17 protein-coding genes are annotated in these 17,188 nt (G+C 62.2%); 12 read left to right on the forward strand and 5 right to left on the reverse strand.

Annotated elements, in window-relative coordinates; translation table 11 throughout:
• Positions 1-216 precede the first annotated feature (216 nt).
• The 3 genes from HU715_RS24760 to rph form a co-directional block, all read right to left on the reverse strand.
• Positions 217-747, reverse strand: a complete 531-nt coding sequence (locus HU715_RS24760; protein ID WP_186706895.1) for a GlcG/HbpS family heme-binding protein — start codon at positions 745-747, stop codon at positions 217-219.
• Positions 748-1,037: 290 nt separating this feature from the next.
• Positions 1,038-1,406, reverse strand: a complete 369-nt coding sequence (locus HU715_RS24765; RefSeq protein ID WP_186706896.1) for a DUF4870 domain-containing protein — start codon at positions 1,404-1,406, stop codon at positions 1,038-1,040.
• Positions 1,407-1,436: 30 nt separating this feature from the next.
• Entirely contained in the window at positions 1,437-2,159 is a 723-nt protein-coding gene (gene rph, locus HU715_RS24770) for a ribonuclease PH (RefSeq protein WP_003177262.1), read from the reverse strand.
• Between the two features lie 265 nt (positions 2,160-2,424).
• Here rph and HU715_RS24775 point away from each other — a divergent pair, with 265 nt between their 5' ends.
• The 6 genes from HU715_RS24775 to HU715_RS24800 all read left to right on the forward strand — a co-directional run bounded on the left by HU715_RS24775 (position 2,425) and on the right by HU715_RS24800 (position 7,730).
• The gene (locus tag HU715_RS24775; protein WP_186706897.1) at positions 2,425-3,288 is read left to right on the forward strand and encodes a YicC/YloC family endoribonuclease; all 864 of its coding nucleotides are present in this window, start codon (positions 2,425-2,427) and stop codon (positions 3,286-3,288) included.
• Positions 3,289-3,300: 12 nt separating this feature from the next.
• A complete protein-coding gene (gene gmk, locus HU715_RS24780) occupies positions 3,301-3,921 on the forward strand; it encodes a guanylate kinase (RefSeq protein ID WP_053126561.1) in 621 nt (206 codons plus the stop codon).
• 167 nt (positions 3,922-4,088) lie between these two features.
• The gene (rpoZ, locus tag HU715_RS24785) at positions 4,089-4,352 is read left to right on the forward strand and encodes a DNA-directed RNA polymerase subunit omega (protein WP_003177259.1); all 264 of its coding nucleotides are present in this window, start codon (positions 4,089-4,091) and stop codon (positions 4,350-4,352) included.
• Between the two features lie 60 nt (positions 4,353-4,412).
• Positions 4,413-6,518 carry a bifunctional GTP diphosphokinase/guanosine-3',5'-bis pyrophosphate 3'-pyrophosphohydrolase gene (spoT, locus tag HU715_RS24790; protein ID WP_053126562.1) on the forward strand — a complete coding sequence of 702 codons (2,106 nt, stop codon included), beginning with the start codon at positions 4,413-4,415 and terminating at the stop codon, positions 6,516-6,518.
• Between the two features lie 35 nt (positions 6,519-6,553).
• Positions 6,554-6,934 (forward strand): RidA family protein, encoded by a 381-nt coding sequence (locus tag HU715_RS24795; protein WP_186706898.1) that lies wholly within the window; start codon positions 6,554-6,556, stop codon positions 6,932-6,934.
• A 55-nt stretch (positions 6,935-6,989) separates the two neighbouring features.
• Entirely contained in the window at positions 6,990-7,730 is a 741-nt protein-coding gene (locus tag HU715_RS24800; RefSeq protein ID WP_186706899.1) for a hypothetical protein, read from the forward strand.
• A gap of 133 nt (positions 7,731-7,863) precedes the next feature.
• Here HU715_RS24800 and HU715_RS24805 read toward each other — a convergent pair whose 3' ends face one another.
• A complete protein-coding gene (locus HU715_RS24805) occupies positions 7,864-8,721 on the reverse strand; it encodes an SDR family oxidoreductase (RefSeq protein ID WP_186706900.1) in 858 nt (285 codons plus the stop codon).
• A gap of 187 nt (positions 8,722-8,908) precedes the next feature.
• Between HU715_RS24805 and exbB the strand changes: the two genes are divergently transcribed.
• The 6 genes from exbB (at position 8,909) to HU715_RS24835 (ending at position 15,887) form a co-directional block, all read left to right on the forward strand.
• Positions 8,909-9,892 (forward strand): tonB-system energizer ExbB, encoded by a 984-nt coding sequence (exbB, locus tag HU715_RS24810; RefSeq protein ID WP_186706901.1) that lies wholly within the window; start codon positions 8,909-8,911, stop codon positions 9,890-9,892.
• A gap of 6 nt (positions 9,893-9,898) precedes the next feature.
• Positions 9,899-10,327 (forward strand): TonB system transport protein ExbD, encoded by a 429-nt coding sequence (gene exbD, locus HU715_RS24815; RefSeq protein WP_053126573.1) that lies wholly within the window; start codon positions 9,899-9,901, stop codon positions 10,325-10,327.
• A complete protein-coding gene (locus tag HU715_RS24820; RefSeq protein WP_186706902.1) occupies positions 10,324-11,079 on the forward strand; it encodes an energy transducer TonB in 756 nt (251 codons plus the stop codon). Before exbD ends, HU715_RS24820 begins: the two co-directional genes overlap by 4 nt.
• A gap of 325 nt (positions 11,080-11,404) precedes the next feature.
• Complete coding sequence (locus HU715_RS24825; RefSeq protein WP_186706903.1) at positions 11,405-12,325, forward strand: hydrogen peroxide-inducible genes activator; 921 nt, start codon at positions 11,405-11,407, stop codon at positions 12,323-12,325.
• A 9-nt stretch (positions 12,326-12,334) separates the two neighbouring features.
• Positions 12,335-14,410 carry an ATP-dependent DNA helicase RecG gene (recG, locus tag HU715_RS24830; RefSeq protein ID WP_186706904.1) on the forward strand — a complete coding sequence of 692 codons (2,076 nt, stop codon included), beginning with the start codon at positions 12,335-12,337 and terminating at the stop codon, positions 14,408-14,410.
• A gap of 79 nt (positions 14,411-14,489) precedes the next feature.
• Positions 14,490-15,887, forward strand: coding sequence for an aminoacyl-tRNA deacylase and HDOD domain-containing protein (locus HU715_RS24835; RefSeq protein ID WP_186706905.1), 1,398 nt, complete (start codon positions 14,490-14,492; stop codon positions 15,885-15,887).
• A gap of 210 nt (positions 15,888-16,097) precedes the next feature.
• Here the strand turns inward: HU715_RS24835 and HU715_RS24840 are convergent, their stop codons facing one another.
• Positions 16,098-16,478, reverse strand: coding sequence for a helicase (locus tag HU715_RS24840; RefSeq protein WP_186706906.1), 381 nt, complete (start codon positions 16,476-16,478; stop codon positions 16,098-16,100).
• Between the last annotated feature and the right edge of the window lie 710 nt (positions 16,479-17,188).

Below are 17,188 nucleotides of genomic sequence, written 5' to 3' on the forward strand. Positions count from 1 at the left end.
AAAAGGCGTAATGCAACGTAGGATAATTCTGTACGTCGCCGGAGCCCATACAAGGGAGAAACACTTATGTATTCAAGTAAACTCAACACTGCACAATGAGTCGCGTCATTGTCAGTAGCACAAACCAAGAAGCCGATATCACTATCGGCTTCTTGAGGACAACGATTCAAGCTGGGTCAGCCTTCGAACCATCGAGCTCTTCAACACGCTCGATCATTAGGATCCGAGTAACGGCCTGATTTCATTGATCGCATACTCAGCGCATTGCTCATCGATTCTTCCGTTGGGTGCACCACCTACTCCGATAGCGCCGATGACATCGTTACCCACCTTAATAGGTACGCCCCCAGTCAACGCCAGGGTTCCGGGAATATTGGACAGGTTCGGGACATTCACCGAGCGCTCCATGAGCGTGCCTGTTGGGGTCTTGAAGGATACGGCGGTATAAGCCTTGCGCTCACTGCCAGCATAGGAAGTCGGACCGGCGCCATTGGAGCGCAGGCTCGCCAGTACTATTCCCGAGCGATCCACCACCGTGGCGGCGACCGACTGGTTGTTTTTGGCACAGACGGCAACGGCGGTCTGCGCCAGTTGCATGGCATGCACGTAGGAAAGGTTTTTTTGTGAAATGACGGCTTGCGTACTCACGGCCTCGGTCGATAGAGGCTCAAGGGGCGGTACTTGCGCGTGAACAGATAAGGCGGCAAAGGTACTCGCTGCAGCCAGGGTAAATATTAGAAGCTTCATGACAAATCCTGTTTTGGTTAGAACATCACGAGGTGCATCCAGTCACCCCGATGGAAAAACCATACTGGACCAAAAATAACGGCCAAGCCCACCCACTTATGGGACAGGATGTAACCACGCGCACGCCAGCCGCGACGACATGACCTTCATGCCGACACCGTACTGCGCCGCTTTACTTATAGATCGTCGAACTTCAGAGGGGCCCAGGGTCGCAATTTGCGAACATAGGCAGTAGCAAAGCAATCGGCGGCACTCCACGAGGAAGCTGCCGCAGAATACTCACCTGGGCGTTATTTAACCAACCGCCAGGTAAACGGATACCGATACGGCTGCCCTTCATTGGCCTTCACGCCGCCAATGATGGTCAGCACCAGCGCACCGATGGCCACCAGGCCGAACAGGAAGAAGCCGATTACCACGATCATCAGCAGCAGGCTGATCGCCGCGGCGATCGCCACGGTGATCTGGAAGTTCAGCGCTTCCTTGCCCTGGGCATCGATGAACGGGTCGGATTCACGCTTGATCTGCCAGATGACCAGCGGCCCGATCAGCGAACCGAACGGAATGAAAATTCCCACTAGTGCAGACAGGTGACAAAACATCGCCCATTGCCGCACTTCTTTGCTCGGCTGGGGCAACAGGACTTGCTCATCACTCATGACATTCTCCTTGTCTGAAGCGCACAACGATCAGTCGGCCAAGGCGGCCTTTTGCAGTTCGAAGATCTCGTTCATGCCTTTCTTCGCCAATTCCAGCATAGCGTTCAATTCTTCCGGCTGGAACGGCGCGCCCTCGGCGGTGCCCTGGACTTCGATGAAACCACCGGCGCTGGTCATGACCACGTTCAGGTCGGTCTCGGCGGCGGAATCTTCCAGGTAATCCAGGTCCAGCACCGGCTCGCCCTGGTACATGCCCACGGACACGGCGGCGATCATTTGCTTGAGCGGGTCACCGCCCTTGAGGCCGCCGCGCTTCTTGATCACTTTCAAGGCATCGACCAGCGCAACCATGGCCCCGGTAATGGAAGCCGTACGCGTGCCGCCGTCGGCCTGGATCACATCGCAATCGACATACAGCGTCACGTCGCCCAGCTTGGACATGTCCAGCGCAGCGCGCAGCGAACGACCGATCAGACGCTGGATTTCCAGGGTGCGGCCGCCCTGCTTGCCACGGCTGGCCTCACGCTGGTTCCGCTCGCCGGTGGCACGCGGCAGCATGCCGTATTCGGCGGTCAACCAGCCCTGGCCTTGACCCTTGAGAAACCGTGGTACGCCGTTTTCGACGCTGACGGTGCAGATGACCTTGGTATCACCGAATTCGACCAGTACAGATCCCTCGGCGTGTTTGGTGTAGTTGCGGGTAATGCGGATCGAGCGAAGCTGATCGGCAGCGCGACCACTTGGACGTTTCATAGGGAACACCTGTACAGAGGACGGAAAACTGCCGGACATTATAGAGCCGTGGGCCGCCAGAGGGCAGTTTAAAAAAGCTGGCGCGACCGGTGAACGCGCCCGAAGCCCCGGCCGACGGGCTGCAGCGGTTTGTTGCCGGAGCTGTTTGGGCGCTTGGGTCCCACTGCGCTACAATCCCGCGCCTTTGCTGTCCTTCAGCATTTATCCACAGATCCCAGGCCCCGCACCCATTGGTTGTGGCCGGCCTGCATTGCGAGGAACCCCCATGGTGCACAGCATGACCGCCTTCGCCCGCGTCGAGAAAGCCGGGGCCCAAGGCACGCTGAGCTGGGAGCTGCGCTCGGTCAACAGCCGTTACCTGGAGCCGCACCTGCGCCTGCCCGAGTCCTTCCGCGACCTGGAAGGCAACGTGCGCGAAGCGCTGCGCCAGGGCCTGTCCCGAGGCAAGCTGGAATGCACCCTGCGTTTCACCGAAGAAAGCACCGGTAACCCCCTGCAAGTGGACCGCGAGCGCGCCGCGCAGTTGGTCGCTGCCGCCGAAACCGTCGCCAGCCTGATCAAAAACCCCGCGGCCCTGAATCCGCTGGAAGTCCTGGCCTGGCCCGGCGTGCTGGTGGGTGACGCGAGCGACCCCCAGGCGCTGAACGCGGAAGCGCTGGCATTGTTCAACCAAGGCCTGAAAGAGCTCAAGGCCGGTCGCGAGCGTGAAGGCGCGGAGCTGGCCCGGCTGATCAACGAGCGCCTGACCTCCATCGAAGAAGACGTCGGCACCCTGCGCGAGCTGGTCCCGCAGATGCTCGCAACCCAGCGCCAGAAGGTCCTCGATCGTTTCGCCGACATGAAGGCCGAGCTGGACCCGCAACGCCTGGAACAGGAAATGGTCATGCTCGCGCAGAAGAGCGACGTGGCCGAAGAACTGGATCGCCTGAGCACCCACATCATCGAAGTCCGCCGGGTCCTCAAGTCCGGCGGCGCGGCCGGTCGCCGCCTCGACTTCCTGATGCAAGAGCTCAACCGCGAAGCCAATACACTGGGCTCCAAAGCCTTCGACCCGCGCAGCACCCAGGCAGCGGTCAACCTCAAAGTGTTGATCGAGCAAATGCGCGAACAAGTGCAGAACATTGAGTAAGGCTAACCCGACATGACCCACAGCACCGGCACTCTCTACATCATTTCCGCGCCCTCGGGCGCCGGCAAGACCAGCCTGGTCAAGGCGCTGATCGACGCCGAGCCGCAGATCCGCGTCTCGGTCTCGCACACCACCCGTGCCATGCGCCCGGGCGAAGTCAACGGCGTGAACTATCACTTCGTCGACCGCGAAGAGTTCGTGAAGATGGCCGAGCACGGCGACTTCCTGGAGCGCGCCGAAGTCTTCGGCAACCTCTACGGCACGTCGCAAAGCTATCTGCAGCAGACCCTCGACGAAGGCCATGACCTGATCCTGGAAATCGACTGGCAAGGCGCCGAGCAGGTGCGCAAGCTGATGCCCCAGGCCCGCTCGATCTTCATCCTTCCCCCGAGCCAACAGGCCTTGCGCCAGCGCCTGACCAACCGCGGCCAGGACAGCGACGAGATCATCGAAGGCCGGATGCGTGAAGCGGTCAGCGAAATGAGCCACTACGTCGACTACGATTACCTGATCATCAACGACGATTTCGCCCACGCGCTGGACGACCTGAAGGCGATTTTCCGCGCCAGCCAGCTGCAACAGAAACGCCAGCAGCAACGTTTCGGTAAATTATTGGCCGAACTACTGGGCTGAACAGCCCTTCCCAAAACCGCTGCGACGGCTTTACATTGGTACTCGCAGCGCGCCGAGGGGTTTGGTTAAAAAATCAGCGCTTCCCTAAACGCTGGTGTTTTTTTAAACTGTCGAGTCCGCTCGCCCAACCGGGCAGCGCGCATATTGCATTCGCTCCGAGGAATACCATGGCCCGCGTAACCGTTGAAGACTGCCTAGAACACGTGGAAAACCGCTTTGAGCTGGTCATGCTCTCTACCAAGCGTGCCCGTCAACTGGCCACCGGCGGCAAAGAGCCATTGGTCCAGTGGGAAAACGACAAGCCTACCGTGGTAGCGCTGCGTGAAATCGCCGAAGGCCTGATGAGCTACGAGTTCATCGCCAACGCTGAGATCGTCGAAGACGAACCGCTGTTCGCAGCGTTCGAGGACGAGTCCAACGAGGCGGTCTAAGCCTATGCCTGGTCGACGTAGCACGGCGCGGGGTCACAGCAAACGGCAGGAGTCACCATCATGCCGAGCATAGACGCCCTCGCCGATCGCTTATCGGCCTACCTCGGCACGGACCAGGTCAACCTGGTCCGCCGAGCCTATTTCTACGCCGAACAAGCCCACGACGGCCAACGCCGACGCAGCGGCGAGGCGTACGTCACGCACCCGCTTGCGGTGGCGAACATTCTTGCCGACATGCACATGGACCATCAGAGCTTGATGGCGGCGATGCTGCATGACGTGATCGAAGACACCGGCATTGCCAAGGAAGCGCTGCAAGCGCAGTTCGGCGAAACCGTGGCCGAACTGGTCGACGGGGTCAGCAAGCTGACCCAGATGAACTTCGAGACCAAGGCCGAGGCCCAGGCCGAAAACTTTCAGAAAATGGCCATGGCCATGGCACGCGACATCCGCGTGATCCTGGTCAAGCTCGCCGACCGCCTGCACAACATGCGCACCCTGGAAGTGCTGTCCGGCGAAAAACGCCGGCGCATCGCCAAGGAAACCCTGGAAATCTACGCCCCCATCGCCAATCGCCTGGGCATGCATGCCATCCGCATCGAGTTCGAAGACCTGGGCTTCAAGGCCATGCACCCGATGCGTTCTGCGCGGATCAACCAGGCCGTCAAGCGCGCCCGGGGCAACCGCAAGGAAATCGTCAACAAGATCGAAGAGTCCCTGAGCCACTGCCTGGCCATCGACGGCATCGAAGGCGAAGTCAGCGGGCGCCAGAAACATCTCTACGGCATCTACAAGAAAATGCGCGGCAAGCGCCGGGCCTTCAACGAGATCATGGACGTCTACGCGTTCCGGATCATCGTCGACAAGGTCGACACCTGCTACCGCGTGCTGGGGGCTGTGCATAATTTGTACAAACCATTGCCGGGGCGCTTCAAGGACTACATCGCGATCCCCAAGGCCAACGGCTACCAGTCGCTGCACACCACGCTCTTCGGCATGCACGGCGTGCCGATCGAAATCCAGATCCGCACCCGTGAAATGGAAGAGATGGCCAACAACGGCATCGCCGCCCACTGGCTCTACAAATCCAGCGGTGACGAACAGCCCAAGAGCACCCACGCCCGCGCCCGGCAGTGGGTCAAGGGCGTGCTGGAAATGCAGCAGCGCGCAGGCAACTCCCTGGAATTCATCGAGAGCGTGAAGATCGACCTGTTCCCGGACGAGGTCTACGTCTTCACGCCCAAGGGCCGAATCATGGAGCTGCCCAAGGGCTCCACGGCCGTGGACTTTGCCTATGCGGTGCACACCGACGTCGGCAACAGCTGCATTGCCTGTCGCATCAACCGCCGCCTGGCACCGTTGTCCGAACCGCTGCAAAGTGGCTCCACGGTGGAGATCGTCAGCGCCCCCGGCGCGCGCCCCAACCCGGCGTGGCTCAATTTCGTGGTCACCGGCAAGGCCCGCACGCACATCCGTCACGCGCTGAAGCTGCAACGTCGCTCCGAATCCATCAGCCTCGGCGAACGCCTGCTGAACAAGGTCCTGAACGGCTTCGACAGCTCCCTGGATAAGATTCCGGGTGAGCGGGTGCAGGTGATGCTCCACGAATACCGTCTCGAATTGATCGAAGACCTGCTCGAAGACATCGGCCTGGGCAATCGCATGGCCTATGTCGTCGCCCGTCGCCTGCTCGGCGAAGGCGAACAGCTGCCAAGCCCCGAAGGCCCGCTGGCGATTCGCGGCACCGAGGGCCTGGTGCTCAGCTATGCCAAGTGTTGCACGCCGATCCCGGGCGATCCGATTGTCGGCCACCTGTCCGCCGGCAAGGGAATGGTGGTGCACCTGGACAACTGCCGCAACATCAGCGAAATCCGCCACAACCCGGAAAAATGCATCCAGCTTTCGTGGGCCAAGGATGTCACTGGCGAGTTCAATGTCGAGCTGCGAGTCGAGCTGGAACACCAGCGCGGCCTGATCGCCCTGCTGGCCAGCAGCGTCAACGCCGCCGACGGCAATATCGAAAAAATCAGCATGGACGAGCGCGATGGTCGCATCAGCGTCGTCCAATTGGTGGTCAGCGTGCACGACCGTGTGCACCTGGCCCGCGTAATCAAGAAGCTGCGCGCCCTGACCGGCGTTATCCGCATCACCCGGATGCGCGCATAACGCCTCAATAGCCTATTCCTTACAAGGAGTCATCGATGACCAAGACCGTAATCACCAGCGACAAGGCCCCAGCCGCCATCGGCACCTATTCCCAGGCGATCAAGGCCGGCAACACGGTGTACATGTCGGGCCAGATCCCACTGGACCCGAAAACCATGGAACTGGTGGAAGGCTTCGAAGCCCAGACCGTGCAGGTGTTCGAAAACCTCAAGGCCGTGGCCGAGGCTGCCGGTGGTTCGTTCAAGGACATCGTCAAGCTGAATATCTTCCTCACCGACCTGAGCCACTTTGCCAAGGTCAACGAGATCATGGGCAAATACTTCGACCAGCCCTACCCTGCCCGCGCCGCCATCGGCGTAGCGGCCCTGCCGAAGGGCTCACAGGTCGAGATGGATGCCATCCTGGTCCTCGAGTAATAAGGTCGGCGCAGCTTCCCCCGCTGCGCCGTTTTCGTCTTGAAAGGATTCCACCATGCGCAAAGCGCTTGCTCTCTCGCTGGCAGCCCTGCTCCTGGGCGGCTGCGCCAGCGACCCTGCCGACCGTGACATCAGCGGCACCTGGATCAACCAGGCGGCCATCGACGCTGCCGCCAAGGGCGGCCCGCTGCGCGAAGCGCTGCAAGGCTATGGCCCGAACCTGGAATGGGACGTCAACACCCGGGCCGGCCAGGCGCGCTACACCAACGGTTTTGAAAACGTCGAAGGCAAGTTGCTGGGCGAAGAAGACGGCGCTTGGAAAGTCGACTTCTACGGCAGCTCCGCCAGCGAACTCAAGCGCGACGGCGACCAGTTGAGCCAGGCCGCCACCGAGAACGAACCGCAGCAGGTGTTCGACCGCGCGCAAGTGCAGGCACCGGAAGGCGCACCCATCGGTGCCAGTTTCGAGCGCGCGCTGTATGCCGCTTACCTCGGCGGCGCGTGGAACATCACCAGCGGCCCCGGCCAGGGCGCCACCGTGCAATTCCAACCCGACGGCCAGGTCAGCGGCCTGCCGGGTGCCGATCGCTACGCCTTGTGCCTGGCCGGCGATTGCGCCTCCATGAGCGGCGGCAACGACAACATCTGGCTGCAACAAAACGGCCAGGGCAATACATGGATCTTTGCCCGCGACGGCAAGAAGCTGGAGATTTTCCAGACCGTGAATGCGGCATTGGCGGATGAAATGCCTTCGTTCACGCCGGGCAACCGGCAGTGGGTGCTTGAAAAGCAGTAGGAGCCACGACGCAACTCTCATGTGGGAGCGGGCTTGCTCGCGAAGACGGCATGGCAGTCAACGAAGATGTTGAATGTCAGGGCCCCTTCGCGAGCAAGCCCGCTCCCACAGGTGCTTTGGGGTGTCAGGCGAATCAGCAGCGCCCTTCCAGAATCGCCGCATACCCCTCGCGAAAACTCGGATAACGCGGCGTCCAGCCCAAGGCCTTCGCCCGGGCATTGCTGCAGCGCTTGCTGCCGGCGCGCCGCACGCTGGCATCTTCGGCCCACTCGGTAACACCCATGAATTCCCGCAGCCAGCCCACGACTTCGGCCAACGGCGCAGGGGCATTGTCGACGCCGATGTAGCAGTCGTCCAGCACCTTGCCTTGGCGATCAGCCTCCAGCAGAAACGCCAGCAAGCCGGCCGCGTCGTCAGCGTGGATACGATTGGCGTACAGCGGCGGGTCGATCACCACGCGATAACCCTGGCGCACCTGGCTCAGCAACCACTCCCGACCTGGACCATAAATGCCGGTCAGGCGCACGCGACTGGCCGGAATGCCGCTGTCCAGGGCGACTTGCTCGGCTTCGAGCATCAATCGACCGGAATATCCGCCGGCCACGGTGGGCGACGTTTCATCCACCCATTCGCCCTGCTGCTGCCCATACACACTGCTGCTGGACACAAACAACAGGCGCTTGGGCCGTTGGCCATGCTGCTTCAGCCAGCCCAGCACATGCTGCAACCCTTCGACGTAAGCGCTGCGATAGCCCGCCTCGTCATGGTCGGTGGCCGCCGCGCTGTACACCAGGTAATCCAGGGACCCGGTGGGCCAGTCGGCGGGGCATTGCTCGCTGAATAAATCCCCTGCCACCCCGATGACACCCGCCGGCAAGTTCGAAACCGTGCGCCGCAGGCCATGGACTTGCCAATGTTCGGCCACTAACTGGCTGGCCAGGCGGCCGCCGATATCACCGCAGCCGGCGATCAAAACAGAAGGCGCGGACATCAAGAACTCCTCTGGCAAAGCCGCAGACTAGCCTCCGTGGGGGATGAGCGGCTAGCCATGCGACAAAAAAAGTAACTGTATTACTTTTGTTAACAAGAATTACTTGCAATAATGCTCGCCACTTTTGTTCTCGGCCCACGAGGCCTGGAAGAACATCAACCTTCTTTTTTTCTCAGGTCCGGCCAGCATGAAACGCTCTCTATCCCCCGCTTCGCCAACCAATCGACCTCGTGCCTGGAGCACGGTAGCCGCCTTGTTGTTCAGCCTGTTGCTGGCACCTGCCGCGGCCTTCGCCGATGCACAGGCGCCCGCCACGACCCCAGCGACGACTCCGGCCGCCGCACCTGCTGCTGCCCAGGCGCCTGCCGATCCAGCCGCTCCCGTTGCGACGCCGGCCGCCACCGACCCGGCCCAAGCCGTCGAGGCCGATGCACCTGAAGTGCTCGAAGCCGACAATACCCTGGGCATGGCCCACGACCTGTCGCCATGGGGCATGTACCAGAACGCCGACATCATCGTGAAGATCGTGATGATCGGTCTGGCCATCGCCTCGATCATCACCTGGACCATCTGGATCGCCAAAGGCTTCGAGCTGCTGGGTGCCAAGCGTCGCTTGCGCGGTGAAATCGCCGCCCTGAAAAAAGCCGCCACCCTCAAGGAAGCCAGCGCCACCGCGGCGAAGGAAGGCACCCTCGCCAACCTGCTGGTGCATGACGCCCTCGAAGAGATGCGCCTGTCGGCCAACAGCCGCGAGAAGGAAGGCATCAAGGAGCGCGTGAGCTTCCGCCTCGAGCGCCTGGTCGCCGCCTGCGGTCGCAACATGAGCAGCGGCACCGGTGTGCTCGCCACCATTGGTTCCACCGCGCCGTTCGTCGGCCTGTTCGGCACCGTGTGGGGCATCATGAACAGCTTCATCGGCATCGCCAAGACCCAGACCACCAACCTCGCCGTCGTCGCCCCGGGTATTGCCGAAGCCCTGCTGGCAACGGCACTGGGCCTGGTCGCGGCGATCCCGGCGGTGGTGATCTACAACGTCTTCGCCCGCTCCATTGCCGGCTACAAGGCCCAGGTTTCCGACGCTTCGGCTGAAGTCCTGCTGCTGGTCAGCCGTGATCTCGACCACTTGCCGCCCGAGCGTGGCTCGCAACCACACATGGTGAAAGTGGGGTAATCGGCCATGGGCCTGCATTTGAAAGAAGGCGCAGACGACGATCTGGCCGAGAACCACGAAATCAACGTCACGCCGTTCATCGACGTGATGCTGGTGCTGTTGATCATCTTCATGGTGGCCGCCCCACTGGCCACCGTGGACATCAAGGTCGACCTGCCGGCGTCGACGGCCAAGCCTTCGCCGCGGCCGGAGAAACCAGTGTTCCTCAGCGTCAAGGCCGATCAGCGCCTGTTCCTCGGTGAGGAAGAGGTCAAGGCCGACACCCTCGGCGCGACCCTCGACGCCAAGACCCAGGGCAAGAAGGACACGACGATCTTCTTCCAGGCCGATAAAGGCGTGGACTACGGCGACCTGATGAGCGTGATGGACGCGCTGCGGAGCGCCGGCTACCTGAAAGTCGGCCTGGTCGGACTCGAGACGGCGCCTAAAAAATGATCACGACGCGCCAAAAGCTGACGCGTTACAGCGGTAGCCTGGCAGTGGTGCTGGGCGTGCATGCGCTCGCCATCGCCCTGGCGCTGAACTGGACCACGCGAGCACCCATCGAGTTGCCGCCCCAGGCGATGATGGTCGAGCTGGCGCCGGTCCCAGCCCCGCCGCCACCGGCACCGCCAAAAGTCGTCACACCGCCGCAACCGCCCGAGCCGGTGGAAGAGCTGCCGCTGCCTAAACTCGCCGAAGCACCGAAGCCTGAAATCGCCGTGCCCAAGCCGGTCAAGCCCAAGCCCAAGCCTCAACCGCCCAAGCCCAAAACGGTGGAGAAAAAACCCGAGCCGCCGAAGGAACAGCCGTCGGAGCAGAAGCCCAGCGACACGCCGCCCACCCAGTCAGTGGCCGAGAAGTCCGCGCAACCGGCGCCTGGCCCGTCGCCCGCGCAATCGGCTGCCAAGGCCAATTGGCAGGGCACGTTGCTGGCGCATCTGGGCAAGTACAAGAAGTACCCGCCCAGAGCCCAGCAGATGAACAAGGAAGGCACCAACCGCCTGCGTTTCGTGGTGGATGCCGACGGCAACGTGTTGTCATTCGAATTGGTGGGCAGTTCCGGCACGGAGTTGCTGGACCGGGCCACCCTGGAGATGATCCGCCGCGCCCAGCCGTTACCCAAGCCACCGGCGGAGTTACTGACCAACGGCACCATCGAACTGACGGCACCGTTCGTGTACTCCATCGACAAGCGCCGGCGTTGACTCAATCTGGCAATCCGATGGCAGGTTGAATCCTGTGGCGAGGGAGCTTGCTCCCGCTGGGCCGCGAAGCGGCCCCAAAACCAGCGAATGTGCTGCATCAGGCAGACCGCGTTCGCCGCACCAGAGGCCTGCTGCGCAGGCCAGCGGGAGCAAGCTCCCTCGCCACAATGAGCACAACCGACATAAAGGCATCGAAAGATGCCTTTTTCATATCCAGCAACGCCCCACAGACATTCGCCAGTGTCCCACCGCACCCCCAGTCTGATAACGTGCGTCTATCGATTGCAGCCGGTATGCTTGGCTCGCAACTTCACGGACGCTCGCCATGACCCTCACAGAATTACGCTACATCGTGACCCTCGCCCAAGAGCAGCATTTCGGCCATGCGGCCGAGCGTTGCCACGTCAGCCAGCCGACGCTGTCGGTGGGTGTGAAAAAACTTGAAGACGAACTCGGTGTGCTGATTTTCGAGCGCAGCAAAAGCGCCGTGCGCCTGACCCCGGTGGGCGAAGGCATCGTCGCCCAGGCACAGAAGGTCCTTGAACAGGCCCAAGGCATTCGCGAACTGGCCCAGGCCGGCAAGAACCAACTGACCGCCCCGCTGAAAGTCGGCGCGATCTACACCGTCGGCCCGTACCTGTTCCCGCACCTGATTCCGCAACTGCACCGGGTCGCCCCGCAGATGCCGTTGTACATCGAAGAAAACTTCACCCACGTGCTGCGCGACAAGCTGCGCAACGGCGAGCTGGACGCGATCATCATCGCCCTGCCGTTCAACGAAGCCGATGTCCTGACCCTGCCGCTCTATGACGAACCGTTCTACGTCCTGATGCCGGCAGAGCACCCCTGGACCCAGAAGAAAACCATCGACGCCGCCCTGCTCAACGACAAGAGCCTGCTGCTGCTCGGCGAAGGCCACTGCTTCCGCGACCAGGTGCTCGAAGCCTGCCCGACCCTGACCAAGGGCAGCGAAGGCGCCAAGCACACCACGGTGGAATCCAGCTCCCTGGAAACCATTCGCCACATGGTCGCTTCGGGCCTGGGCATCTCGATCCTGCCGCTGTCGGCGGTGGACAGCCACCATTACTCCCCTGGCGTGATCGAAGTCCGCCCGCTGACGCCACCCGTGCCGTTCCGCACCGTTGCCATCGCCTGGCGCGCCAGTTTCCCGCGACCCAAGGCCATCGAAATCCTCGCCGACTCGATCCGCCTGTGCTCCGTGGCCAAGCCGCCCGCTGCCAAGTAAGCCGCTGCCATGACTGAGCTGTCGAAAGTGCCGGTCACGACACTCAAGGGTGTCGGTGAAGCCATGGCCGAGAAACTGGCCAAGGTTGGCCTGGAAAACCTCCAGGACCTGCTGTTTCACCTGCCGTTGCGCTATCAGGACCGCACCCGCGTGGTGCCCATCGGCCATCTGCGCCCGGGGCAGGACGCGGTGATTGAAGGCACCGTCAGCGGCGCCGATGTGGTCATGGGCCGTCGTCGCAGCCTGGTGGTGCGCCTGCAGGATGGCACCGGTGGGCTCAGCCTGCGTTTCTATCACTTCAGCAATGCGCAAAAGGAAGGCCTCAAGCGCGGCACCCGCGTGCGTTGCTACGGCGAAGCACGGCCCGGGGCGTCGGGGCTGGAGATCTATCACCCGGAATACCGCAGCATTACCGGTGACGAGCCGCCGCCCGTGGATGAAACCCTGACCCCGGTCTATCCGCTCACCGAAGGCCTGACCCAACAACGTTTGCGCCAGCTCTGCCAGCAAACCCTGACGCTACTCGGCCCCAGCAGCCTGCCCGACTGGCTGCCCACGGAACTGGCCCGGGACTACCAGTTGGCGCCGCTGGCCGATGCGATCCGCTACCTGCACCATCCGCCTGCCGATGCCGACGTCGACGAACTCGCCCTCGGCCATCACTGGGCCCAGCATCGCCTCGCGTTCGAAGAACTGCTGACCCATCAACTGTCCCAGCAACGCCTGCGCGAAAGCCTGCGTTCCCTGCGCGCCCCGGCCATGCCCAAGGCCAAGGACCTGCCGGCCCGCTATCTGGCTAACCTCGGCTTCACCCCGACGGGCGCCCAGCAACGGGTGGGCAACGAAATCGCCTACGACCTGAGCCAGCCCGAGCCGATGCTGCGGCTGATCCAGGGCGATGTCGGCGCCGGCAAGACCGTGGTTGCCGCCCTCGCCGCGCTGCAGGCCTTGGAGGCCGGTTATCAAGTGGCGTTGATGGCGCCCACCGAAATCCTCGCCGAGCAACATTTCATCACCTTCCAGCGCTGGCTCGAACCACTGGGCATTGAAGTCGCCTGGCTGGCCGGCAAGCTCAAGGGCAAGAACCGCGCCGCCGCCCTGGCGCAGATCGCCGAAGGCGCGCCGATGGTGGTCGGCACCCATGCGCTGTTCCAGGATGAAGTGCAGTTCAAGAACCTGGCCCTGGTGATCATCGACGAACAGCACCGCTTCGGCGTGCAACAACGCCTGGCTTTGCGGCAGAAAGGCGTGGGTGGGCGCATGTGTCCTCACCAACTGATCATGACCGCCACGCCGATCCCACGGACCCTGGCGATGAGCGCCTACGCCGACCTCGACACCTCGATCCTCGACGAACTGCCCCCCGGCCGCACACCGGTCAACACCGTGCTGGTCACCGATACCCGACGAGTGGAAGTGATCGAGCGCGTGCGCAGCGCCTGTGCCGAAGGGCGGCAGGCCTATTGGGTGTGCACATTGATCGAAGAGTCGGAAGAGCTGACCTGCCAGGCGGCCGAAACCACCTTCGAGGACCTCACCGCCGCCCTCGGCGAGTTGAAGGTCGGGCTGATCCACGGCCGCATGAAACCCGCCGAGAAAGCCGCGGTCATGGCTGAATTCAAGGCCGGCGCCCTGCAACTGCTGGTCGCCACCACGGTGATCGAGGTCGGCGTCGACGTGCCAAACGCCAGCCTGATGATCATCGAAAACCCCGAGCGCCTGGGCCTGGCGCAGTTGCACCAGCTGCGCGGCCGGGTGGGCCGGGGCAGCGCCGCCAGCCATTGCGTCTTGCTCTATCACCCGCCACTGTCGCAGATCGGGCGCCAACGGCTGGGGATCATGCGCGAAACCAACGACGGTTTCGTCATCGCAGAAAAAGACCTCGAATTGCGCGGCCCCGGTGAAATGCTCGGCACGCGCCAGACCGGTCTGCTTCAATTCAAGGTAGCCGACCTGATGCGCGACGCCGATCTGCTCCCTGCCGTACGCGACGCCGCCCAGGCCCTGCTGGAACGCTGGCCCGACCACGTCAGCCCACTGCTGGATCGCTGGCTGCGTCATGGGCAGCAATACGGCCAAGTGTGAGCACGCGCTCAGTTTTCAAGACCCGCGTGCCGGACAAGCTGGTTATACTGACCAACTTGTAGGAAAACGGATACAGACCATGACAGAAGCTGCCCTCGTCCCCGAAGCCCCGCACGCTCCGTCTGTTATTCGGCTGTTGCTCGAGAAATTGGGCATCGGCTATGACGAAGTACTCGAACGACCCGGCCTGAACCCAGCCCGCAAGGTGCAGGCGGTGTTGCTGCACGATGCCGTTGGCGCGCTCATGGTGCTGTTTCCACAAAGCCAGCTGCTGGACCTCAATCGCCTGGCCGAACTCACCGGTCGCAAGCTCACGGCGGTGCCGACCGAACGCCTGGAGCGCATGCTCGGCAAACACAGCCTGAGCCTGCTGCCCGGCCTGCCGGCGCTGACCAGCTCACCGTGCCTGTACGAAGAAAGCCTGCTGCGCGAACCCAAATTGCTGATCAACTCCGGCGAGCCGGGGCTGCTGCTGGAAGTGACCAGCGAAGCGTTCAAGACCATGCTCACCAAGGCCAGCGCCGCGACATTTGGCGAAGCCGTGAGCAACATCACCCCCAACCTGGACCGTCCGCACGACGACCGCGCGGAAATCACCCAGGCTGTGCAAGCGTTTACCGCCCGGCGTATCCAGCAACGGCTGGAGGAAACCATCGAGATCCCGCCGCTGGCTGAAACCGCGCAAAAAATCATCAAGCTGCGGGTCGACCCCGACGCCACCATCGACGACATCACCGGCGTGGTGGAAACCGATCCGGCCCTGGCCGCGCAAGTAGTGAGCTGGGCCGCCTCGCCCTACTACGCCTCGCCCGGCAAGATTCGCTCGGTGGAAGACGCCATCGTCCGGGTGCTGGGATTCGACCTGGTGATCAACCTGGCACTGGGCCTGGCCCTGGGCAAAACCCTGAGCCTGCCCAAGGACCATCCGCAACACACCACGCCGTACTGGCACCAGTCGATCTACACCGCCGCCGTCATCGAAGGCCTGACCCGCGCCATGCCGCGGGCCCAGCGTCCCGAAGGCGGCCTGACCTACCTCTCCGGCCTGCTGCACAACTTTGGTTATCTACTGCTGGCCCATGTGTTCCCGCCGCACTTCTCGCTGATCTGCCGACACCTGGAGGTCAACCCGCACCTGTGCCACAGCTACGTGGAGCAACACTTGCTGGGCATCAGCCGCGAGCAGATCGGCGCCTGGCTGATGCGCTACTGGGACATGCCCGACGAACTGGCCACCGCCCTGCGCTTCCAGCACGACCCGCACTACGACGGCGAATACGCCGCCTACCCGAACCTGGTGTGCCTGGCCGTGCGCTTGCTGCGCTCGCGCAGCATCGGCTCCGGCCCGGATGAAGACATCCCGGATGCGTTGCTCGAACGTGTGGGCCTGACCCGGGAAAAGGCCAACGATGTGGTCAGCAAGGTGCTTGAGGCCGAAGTGCTGCTGCGGGAACTGGCTTCGCAGTTCGGCCACTGATGCCCGGCTGATTCATAGCTCATTGATGGCTAACTGCCTGATGAGCTCATTGGCTGCTGACTGAAGAGCTTTTGTGGCGAGGGAGCTTGCTCCCGCTCGGCTGCGTAGCAGCCGCAAAACCTGCCGACGCGATCTGCCTGGAAGACCGTGTCAATCCGTTTGGGGCCGCTTCGCCGCCCAGCGGGAGCAAGCTCCCTCGCCACAGGGGAGTCACTTGGCTTTAGGTTTCCTCGGCTTCAGGTACTTGGTCAGCCCCTGGAACCAGATCACCAGCGCCGGGTTGCCCTTGATCTGGATCGACTTGTCCTGAATCCCCGTCATGAATGCCAACTGCTTGTTCTTGGCCTGCATCGTCGCGAAGCCATAGGCGGCGTCCTTGAAGGCGATGGCGAAGGCCGGGGTCGGGTAAACCCCGGACTGGCTGGTGATGCGCTGGTTCTTCACGGTGAAATGCCGGGCGACCTTGCCATCCAGGGTTTGCAACTGGAACACCAACTCCTTGTCGCCCAACTGCTGTTGGAACGCCGGGTTGGTCCGGCTGGCCTTGCCCATCAACAACCCCAGCATCCACAACAGAAAACGAAATTTCATGGGCACAGCCTCGTGAGAAAAGATCAATGGCTGGCAGTTTAGCGATTCTTCGGCGCAACGCCATCATCGGATCGCTTTAGCGGAAGATCAGCTGGTTTTCGCGAAAGATGACTGCCAAGTCACGAATTCAAAATCAAAAGATCGCAACCTTCGGCAGCTCCTACATCGATTTCCGTAGGAGCTGCCGAAGGCTGCGATCTTTTGATCTTTTTGCCCTGCCAAACCCTCGGACATTTCCTTCAAGACGCGGGGGTGTTCATGAACTAGGCACCCTGGTTTTGCGCGGCTAACCTGGGTTCGTCATCGCAAAAAACGGTGACACGGACGTGCAAGTCCGGTACATATCGGCGCGCAACTGCTACGCCAAACGGCTCACGCTCGTATTGGTGTGTTTATGGCGGCTGCGCGCGGGAGACTCTCGAGGTCTGCCGGGGTCCGATATGCCCGGTCTTGCACACCCGCGCACAGCTGCCACCCCTTTCGGTGCAACGAAAGGTGCCAGCCTTCATTCAATACATATCGGAAATACAGTTATGTTCAAGGTCACTCCAAATCCGCCACAAAGCGGCCACAAATCCCGCGTCCAAGCGCAGGAAGAAAAAAAGCTCGAAGACGCCGCCACCCGCGCCCTCGACTACTACCTCAACCCCAAGCCCGCCTCACCGCCCGAGCCCGACAAAAACCAACTCTTCATCGTGTCCCCCCACATC

Source organism: Pseudomonas zanjanensis (assembly GCF_014268745.2).
GTDB lineage: Bacteria > Pseudomonadota > Gammaproteobacteria > Pseudomonadales > Pseudomonadaceae > Aquipseudomonas > Aquipseudomonas zanjanensis.

What these genes read in the sequence shown, in the direction of transcription:
- HU715_RS24760 (WP_186706895.1), bottom strand. Translation starts at nt 747, where the DNA reads ATGAAGCTTCTAATATTTACCCTGGCTGCAGCGAGTACCTTTGCCGCC.
- HU715_RS24765 (WP_186706896.1), bottom strand. Translation starts at nt 1,406, where the DNA reads ATGAGTGATGAGCAAGTCCTGTTGCCCCAGCCGAGCAAAGAAGTGCGG.
- rph (WP_003177262.1), bottom strand. Translation starts at nt 2,159, where the DNA reads ATGAAACGTCCAAGTGGTCGCGCTGCCGATCAGCTTCGCTCGATCCGC.
- HU715_RS24775 (WP_186706897.1), top strand. Translation starts at nt 2,425, where the DNA reads ATGGTGCACAGCATGACCGCCTTCGCCCGCGTCGAGAAAGCCGGGGCC.
- gmk (WP_053126561.1), top strand. Translation starts at nt 3,301, where the DNA reads ATGACCCACAGCACCGGCACTCTCTACATCATTTCCGCGCCCTCGGGC.
- rpoZ (WP_003177259.1), top strand. Translation starts at nt 4,089, where the DNA reads ATGGCCCGCGTAACCGTTGAAGACTGCCTAGAACACGTGGAAAACCGC.
- spoT (WP_053126562.1), top strand. Translation starts at nt 4,413, where the DNA reads ATGCCGAGCATAGACGCCCTCGCCGATCGCTTATCGGCCTACCTCGGC.
- HU715_RS24795 (WP_186706898.1), top strand. Translation starts at nt 6,554, where the DNA reads ATGACCAAGACCGTAATCACCAGCGACAAGGCCCCAGCCGCCATCGGC.
- HU715_RS24800 (WP_186706899.1), top strand. Translation starts at nt 6,990, where the DNA reads ATGCGCAAAGCGCTTGCTCTCTCGCTGGCAGCCCTGCTCCTGGGCGGC.
- HU715_RS24805 (WP_186706900.1), bottom strand. Translation starts at nt 8,721, where the DNA reads ATGTCCGCGCCTTCTGTTTTGATCGCCGGCTGCGGTGATATCGGCGGC.
- exbB (WP_186706901.1), top strand. Translation starts at nt 8,909, where the DNA reads ATGAAACGCTCTCTATCCCCCGCTTCGCCAACCAATCGACCTCGTGCC.
- exbD (WP_053126573.1), top strand. Translation starts at nt 9,899, where the DNA reads ATGGGCCTGCATTTGAAAGAAGGCGCAGACGACGATCTGGCCGAGAAC.
- HU715_RS24820 (WP_186706902.1), top strand. Translation starts at nt 10,324, where the DNA reads ATGATCACGACGCGCCAAAAGCTGACGCGTTACAGCGGTAGCCTGGCA.
- HU715_RS24825 (WP_186706903.1), top strand. Translation starts at nt 11,405, where the DNA reads ATGACCCTCACAGAATTACGCTACATCGTGACCCTCGCCCAAGAGCAG.
- recG (WP_186706904.1), top strand. Translation starts at nt 12,335, where the DNA reads ATGACTGAGCTGTCGAAAGTGCCGGTCACGACACTCAAGGGTGTCGGT.
- HU715_RS24835 (WP_186706905.1), top strand. Translation starts at nt 14,490, where the DNA reads ATGACAGAAGCTGCCCTCGTCCCCGAAGCCCCGCACGCTCCGTCTGTT.
- HU715_RS24840 (WP_186706906.1), bottom strand. Translation starts at nt 16,478, where the DNA reads ATGAAATTTCGTTTTCTGTTGTGGATGCTGGGGTTGTTGATGGGCAAG.